Below are 6,761 nucleotides of genomic sequence, written 5' to 3'. Positions count from 1 at the left end.
ACCACCCATGAGATAAAACGATTTTATTAAATGAGGTATAAGAAGTTAAGCCATTGATAATAAAGATATTTTTTAAGTTGTATTAAAATAGACCATTAATGATTTATAATAAATCTAAAAAACCTCTAAGAATTCTGTTATAATAAAAAAAATAAAATTGAGAAAAAATTATATAAATAAAACCTCTATTTATCATGGTTAAGAGAAATAAAGGCAAGATGGATATTCTTGATAAGAAATTGCTCAATATCATTCAGTCTAACTTCCCTTTAGTCATAAGACCATTCTTAAATTTATCAAAAGAACTGGGGGTTTCAGAAGAAGAGATAATTGAGAGGATAAAAAAACTAAAGAGTCAAAAAATCATCCGCCAGATAAGTGCTATCTTTGATTCAAAAAAACTAGGGTATCAAACAGCACTCGTTGGAATGAAGATAAAGCCAAGATTCTTGGACCAGGCAGCAGAAATGGTTAGCAGACATCCTGGGGTGAGTCACAACTATACTCGAAATCATTCGTATAATCTGTGGTTTACAATGGCACTTCCTCCACACAGTTCTATGGATAGGACAATTAAGAGGCTCGGAAAAATCGTAAGGGGGGAAGATATTCTCTTATTACCTGCAATTCGCCTGTTTAAAATCGGAGTCAGATTAGATATGATGTTGAATAAAAAGCCTAATTTGTTATATGAGGAATTGAGCAAAGAATATTATAAGGATAACAAAGATGGGAAAAGAACGAATTTTTCTGATCTTGAAATTCGATTGATAAGGGAGTTTCAGGAGGATATTCCTTTGGAGAAGAGGCCTTTTCTTTTTATAGCTGATAGATTGGCTATAGATGAAAAAGAGATTATAAAAGAGGCACGAAATTTTAAAAAGAGAGGGATAATGAAGCGTTTTGCAGCTGTTTTGAATCAAAGAAAGGCTGGGTTTAAATCAAATATGATGGTTGCTTGGAAGGTTCCTTCAAAGAAAATAGTAGCTATTGGAAAAGAAATGGCCTCATTTAAGGCCGTTAGCCATTGCTATCAAAGACCAGTATTTCCGAGCTGGCCTTTCTCGATATATACAATGGTCCATGGAAGGTCTCAAAAGGAATGCGAGGCAATCGTTAAACTCATATCGAAAAAGACAGGGATAGAAGAATACCTTTCCCTTATCAGTGTAAAAGAATATAAAAAGGTGCGCCCAAGATATTTTACCGACGAATTGGATAAGCGGGAAGAGCAAAACATCTTTTCTGATTAAACCCTTTTGGATGGTTTCTAATGAATCATATTAATACATCAGGCGAAAACCTCTTTCTTTTTAAAGAAAATAGATTTATTCTTGATCCTGAAGTCATCCCCCCACATTTTGGTTCCATATTATTGGCAGACCATCTCTCTTATTACATTGATGAAGGAAATCTCGTCTTAGATTTAGGAACAGGGAGCGGTTTTCTTGGGATTATTGCTGCCAAGAAGGCAAGAAGAGTAATCGCAACAGATATAAGTTATCAAAGTGCAATATGTACGAGAAAAAATGCTGTTTTGAATAAAGTTGATAAAAAGATTATGGTATTCGTTGGAGATATGTTTTCAGGCTTAAGGCAGAGTATTTTTGACCTGATTATTGGAAATGTGCCTATGATGCCTGTTTCTCCTGGAATGTTTCTTGATGACCCTTTATCAACTGCCAGAAACGGGGGGATTGATGGCAGATTTTTTATGGATAAAATGATATTAAAGGGGTCATATTATCTTAAACCTAGGGCCAAATTGTTATTTCAGCAATTTGACTTTCTTGATATAAAGAAGACCATAAAGATGATGGAAAGAAGCGGATTTATAACAGAAATAATTGATGAAAAGGTTCAGGATCTGAGCCAGTCAGGAGTTGAAAGACTGGAATATTTAAAAAAACTTTGTACAGATTCTCTCATCCATGAAAAAACGGATATTCCAAGATGCAAAAGATATGTCATTCTGGGAATCAAAAAGAATGAGGCTTGAAGGTAATAATTATATTTAACCAGAAGATAAAAGCCTTTTGTAGATTTTCATATGTTCATCCAGCTCTCCTCTAGGAGTATGATATTTTTTTATCTTTTCTTTTGCCTCTCTGCCCAATCTTTTCCTTAAGTCCTTATCCCTGATGAGCCTCTCTGCCTTTTTTATAAATTCTTTCTCTGTTTCAAATAAAAGACCATCCTCTTCATTTTTTACGATTGCTTGATTCCCTGGAATCTTAGAGGCCAGAACAGCCTTTCCTAGGCTCATGGCCTCAAGAAGGGAATTTGGCATTCCTTCGGATAGAGATGTGTTCATAACTACATCAGAGGCTCTGTAAAGGGAATACATCCTGTCATGGGGAACAGCACCCAGATAAATGACCCAGTCTAAATTCCTAATCCTCTTTATGAATCTTAAACCAATCCTTTTTTCGATGATTGAACCTGCATAGATTAATTTAATTTGAGGATAGCTCTTTCTCAGCCTGTTCAGTGGTTTTATACAAAATTCAACATTTTTTATTTTTCGGATACCACCAGGCAAAAAGAAGATAAAGTGTTCTTTCTTGAAATTCAATTCATCCAGGATGTTATATGGGTTTTCTTTGAGTTTGACAGCATGAGGTATGATATGAACTTTATCACAACTGAGCTCTGGATTCTCTTTTCTTATTAACTCTTTGGTAAAAGGGGCAAAGACAATAATCATATCCACAGAACTCAATGTTTCTAATACAAGAGGCCTTCTTTTATTGTTAAAGAGGTCATGATTGAAGTCCGTTCCTCTAAGGGATATAATTAGCGGAACACCCATTCTTTTTTTTAGGTAGAGAACAACTCTTCCTGTTTTGTATCCATGGAATCCATGAATAAGATCAGGTTTAAAAGAGGAAACATCTTTATAAATATCCCTCTTATATTTGTAATCAGAGATACAGATCTCTTTTACACCTACTTTTCTATCCCTTAATCCTGAGATAAGTCGATGTACAGAGAGTGCATTTCCTCTTATAAAGGGCAGGCGATAGGGTTTGATAATCGCAATCTTCATTAACTTGTTCTCCAATCGTTATATGATGAGTTTAATTAAAAATATAAAAAAATTGTTCTTAAGGCTCTATAAATTTTAACAAGGAAGGTTTTTTATCTTTAGCTTTAAAAGATCTAAATCATTATACGTTAATCCCTCCCACTGACATGGCACGATAGAGTTATTATGAAACAGAGGCTCTTCTGCAACAGGAAATTTTGAGAACCTAACAGCGTCTTCCCATAGTCTTGTTTCAGGGATAGGGGAGTATTCTGTTATGATGGGTCTTGTGCCCGCTTTAAAAACAAAATCAATGGTTTCTTCAACCTCTTCTTTTGTCTGATAGGGGAGGCCGGCAAGGATATAGATTCCAATATCATGCGAAGGGAAACCCGCTTCTTTCAGATAGCAAACAGAAGCATGAAATTCTTCATTAGTGACCTTACTAGCGTTTAGTAATTGTCCTTTAATATTAGAGGTTTCAAAACCCCATCTTATTGTCTTGAAACCTGCTTTATACATTAAAGAAGCAACATCAGATGTTACTCCCCTCATAAGAAGGCCATTGGGTGCATGAAGGTTACATACCATATTTCTTCGAAGTATCTCTTTCAACATGGTTAAAAGGTGTTCTTCGGGATTAAAGAGCAAGGCATCATCATAGAAGGCGAAGTCCCTAACTCCTCTTTTTTTATACCAGTATTCAATCTCATCTACAGTCTCAATAGGGTCTCTGAAGGAAAAATGAGGATTTAAGAAAGAGGAGGCACAATAATCACAGCGATATGGACATCCAATAGAAGTTAAGAGACATACATAATCTATTCTTCTCAATAGATCAAACAGAGGATATCCAGAGAGAAGTTTTTTTTCTGGGTCTTTTTCAACACCTTTATAGTCTGTTAAGTTATCTACGAGATTTACTATTTCCTTTATGTTCCCACCCCTTACAATATAATCGGCCATAGAGTTTCTTTTAGCATGATCATAACATAGAGTAGCGTATATTCCTCCCAGGATAATTGGAACTCCTTTGAAGATACTTTTACATATCTCTATCGTCTTGAAAGGTCCTGGATACCAGTATGTCATCATCGAAGTTACTAAAATAGCATCTGGATGAGGAATTTTAGACAGTTCCTTTTTAAACACCTCGAGGGTAATTCCGTATCGACTATACTTCCTTGGGATATTCTTTAGATGTTTTGGTTTATCTATGTTTTGTTTATAAAAGCGACCACAGCCATACTCCCTTCTTTTCGGTTCTTTAATCGAAGCATCTCTTATCATTTCTGGATTTATTATATCAAGACAGTCGATAAAGTGGATTTCATATCCCCTATTTTGAAGAAAACTAGCCAGATAAAGTAAACCAAGAGGTTTTAACCAAGAATCATAACAGGCAAAATCATATATAAAGGGGTTTATAAAAAGAAGGTTCTTTTTCTTCTTCATAAATAGAAAAATGTAATTTTTTAATACAGAAATTTAAATAATTATAAATTATGATAAATATATTTGACAAGTTCTTTAAAAAACTTTAAAATTTAAAAGAATGAAATTTTGGGAGCAAAATTAATTTAAGCTTTCCATCTAACGAACATTACAAATAATTTCTTTTTTCTCACTTCCATTATAATCATTAACTTGTGTTTTCACATTTTATTATATTGGAAAGCTAAAAATATATTTTAAGGATTTAGACATGGTTCAAAAAGAGACGTCAGAAGAAAAATTAAAGGAAGAAACAAAAAAAGAAACAAAAACTACAACGAAGGCAAAGAGAACAAAAAAAGACGAGAATTCTCTTAACTTGAAGGAACTTAAAGAATTAGATATAAGACAACTCGTTAAATTAGGTAGAGAGATGAACATACCTGATACGAGTGGATCGCGAAAGCATGTCTTGATTTATAATATATTAAAGGCGCATACAGAGAAAGATGGTCTCGTTGTTGGGGAGGGGATTTTAGAGGTTCTGCCTGAAGGCTTTGGATTCTTGAGATCTACAGATTGTAATTACTTGCCAGGGCCTGATGATATATATGTCTCTCCTTCACAAATAAGAAAATTTCATCTTAAGACAGGGGATTCTATTTCTGGTCAAATAAGACCTCCTATACGGGATGAGAAATACTTTGCTCTTATAAAGGTAGAATCAGTAAATTTTCAACCCCCAGAGCTTGTTCCTCAAAGGATACTGTTTGATAACCTTACACCCCTCTATCCCGATAGTAGAATCAAACTGGAAGCAGGTCCAGAGAATGTTTCTGCAAGAGTTATGGATCTCCTGACCCCTATAGGAAAAGGACAGAGAGCACTGATAGTGGCACCCCCAAGAACAGGAAAGACAATGCTCTTGCAGACCATAGCCAATTCCATTACAAAAAATCATCCAGAGGTCATTCTTCTTGTATTACTCATTGACGAGAGGCCAGAAGAAGTTACAGATATGGAGAGGTCTGTGAAGGGAGAGGTTATCAGTTCTACCTTTGATGAGCCGCCTAATCGACACGTTCAGGTGGCAGATATTGTTTTGGAAAAAACCAAGAGATTGGTCGAATACAAGAAAGATGTCGTAGTCCTCTTGGATAGTATTACGAGATTGGCGAGAGCACACAATGCGATCGTCCCGCCCAGTGGAAAGGTTTTATCTGGTGGTGTGGATTCGAATGCATTAGAAAAACCGAAGAAGTTTTTTGGTGCTGCAAGAAACATAGAAGAAGGTGGAAGCCTTACTATCATTGCAACGGCGCTAATTGATACGGGAAGTCGAATGGATGAAGTTATTTTTGAAGAATTTAAAGGAACGGGCAATTTAGAGATTAATCTTGATAGAAAATTGGTGGACAAGAGGGTATTCCCGGCGATTGATATCAACAGATCGGGTACCCGCAAGGAAGAATTATTAATGCCATCTGATGAATTAAACAAGGCCTGGATGTTGAGGAAGGCTTTAAGTTCCTTCCCTGTGGTTGAAGCAATGGAATTTTTGCTGGATAAACTGACGAAGACAAAGACCAATAAGGAATTCTTGGATTCCCTCAATATAAAAAAGTAAACCTTCCTTAATAAGTATGCGTGCTGTTGTCCAGAGAGTAAAAGAGGCAGGGGTTTCTGTAAAGGGAACCCTTTTGGGCAGGATGGGAAAAGGGGTAGTCGTTCTCTTAGGAATTGGGCAGGATGATAAAGAAGAGGATGCTGATTATCTCCTCTCTAAGATAATAAATCTCAGGATCTTCGAAGATGCTCAAGGCAAGATGAATCTCTCCCTAAAAGATGTCAATGGAGAGATGATGGTCATTTCCCAATTTACTCTTTATGGTGATTGTCGAAAAGGAAGAAGGCCTTCTTTCATAATGGCTGCTGAGCCCTCATTAGCGAAAAAATTATATGACTATTTTATTAATCAAGGGGAAAAAGCTGGCATAAAGACGGTTGCAGGAAAATTTCAGGCAATGATGGATGTGAATTTAATTAATGAAGGACCAGTAACTCTCATCTTGGACAGCCGAAAGGTTTCTTGAATCCTATGGACCTGCTTTTACTCAAGAGATATCTGGACGGTCTTTATCATAAATTTGATATAAAATATCTATCCTCCGATCCATTAGAATTTGTCCATAAGTTTCATTCCCAAAAAGACCAGGAGATCATAGGTCTTATTACAGCTTCTCTGGCATATGGAAGGGTTGATTTAATCCTCAACAGTGCTGCTCATATTCTCTCCATA

Annotated in this window: 7 protein-coding genes; 5 read left to right on the top strand and 2 right to left on the bottom strand. The window is 35.8% G+C overall.

Annotated features, from left to right (window positions below; all coding sequences use genetic code 11):
- Nucleotides 1–218: 218 nt before the first annotated feature.
- Complete coding sequence (locus VMW81_00035) at nt 219–1,253, top strand: AsnC family transcriptional regulator (GenBank protein ID HUU49335.1); 1,035 nt, start codon at nt 219–221, stop codon at nt 1,251–1,253.
- 20 nt (nt 1,254–1,273) lie between these two features.
- A complete protein-coding gene (locus VMW81_00030; protein ID HUU49334.1) occupies nt 1,274–1,999 on the top strand; it encodes a HemK2/MTQ2 family protein methyltransferase in 726 nt (241 codons plus the stop codon).
- Between the two features lie 15 nt (nt 2,000–2,014).
- Here the strand turns inward: VMW81_00030 and VMW81_00025 are convergent, their stop codons facing one another.
- Together VMW81_00025 and VMW81_00020 are read right to left on the bottom strand one after the other, a co-directional pair.
- Nucleotides 2,015–3,049: a glycosyltransferase gene (locus VMW81_00025; protein HUU49333.1), complete on the bottom strand. Its 1,035-nt coding sequence runs from the start codon at nt 3,047–3,049 to the stop codon at nt 2,015–2,017.
- 75 nt (nt 3,050–3,124) lie between these two features.
- Nucleotides 3,125–4,483, bottom strand: coding sequence for a radical SAM protein (locus VMW81_00020; protein ID HUU49332.1), 1,359 nt, complete (start codon nt 4,481–4,483; stop codon nt 3,125–3,127).
- A 250-nt stretch (nt 4,484–4,733) separates the two neighbouring features.
- On the opposite strand from VMW81_00020, the gene rho reads away from it, so the two are divergent.
- The 3 genes from rho to VMW81_00005 all read left to right on the top strand — a co-directional run.
- A complete protein-coding gene (rho, locus tag VMW81_00015; GenBank protein HUU49331.1) occupies nt 4,734–6,089 on the top strand; it encodes a transcription termination factor Rho in 1,356 nt (451 codons plus the stop codon).
- A 16-nt stretch (nt 6,090–6,105) separates the two neighbouring features.
- Nucleotides 6,106–6,555, top strand: coding sequence for a D-aminoacyl-tRNA deacylase (gene dtd, locus VMW81_00010; protein HUU49330.1), 450 nt, complete (start codon nt 6,106–6,108; stop codon nt 6,553–6,555).
- Nucleotides 6,556–6,560: 5 nt separating this feature from the next.
- Nucleotides 6,561–6,761, top strand: a 201-nt coding sequence (locus VMW81_00005) for a DUF2400 family protein (GenBank protein ID HUU49329.1), incomplete at its 3' end; no start/stop codon positions are given.

Source organism: Nitrospinota bacterium (assembly GCA_035528715.1).
GTDB lineage: Bacteria > JADFOP01 > JADFOP01 > DATKYB01 > DATKYB01 > DATKYB01.
The sequence above is the reverse complement of the archived record's forward strand: the minus strand, read 5'-3'. Positions and strand labels throughout refer to the sequence as shown.

Coding starts and splice junctions, on each gene's coding strand:
- VMW81_00035 (HUU49335.1), top strand. CDS start 219: ATGGATATTCTTGATAAGAAATTGCTCAATATCATTCAGTCTAACTTC.
- VMW81_00030 (HUU49334.1), top strand. CDS start 1,274: ATGAATCATATTAATACATCAGGCGAAAACCTCTTTCTTTTTAAAGAA.
- VMW81_00025 (HUU49333.1), bottom strand. CDS start 3,049: ATGAAGATTGCGATTATCAAACCCTATCGCCTGCCCTTTATAAGAGGA.
- VMW81_00020 (HUU49332.1), bottom strand. CDS start 4,483: ATGAAGAAGAAAAAGAACCTTCTTTTTATAAACCCCTTTATATATGAT.
- rho (HUU49331.1), top strand. CDS start 4,734: ATGGTTCAAAAAGAGACGTCAGAAGAAAAATTAAAGGAAGAAACAAAA.
- dtd (HUU49330.1), top strand. CDS start 6,106: ATGCGTGCTGTTGTCCAGAGAGTAAAAGAGGCAGGGGTTTCTGTAAAG.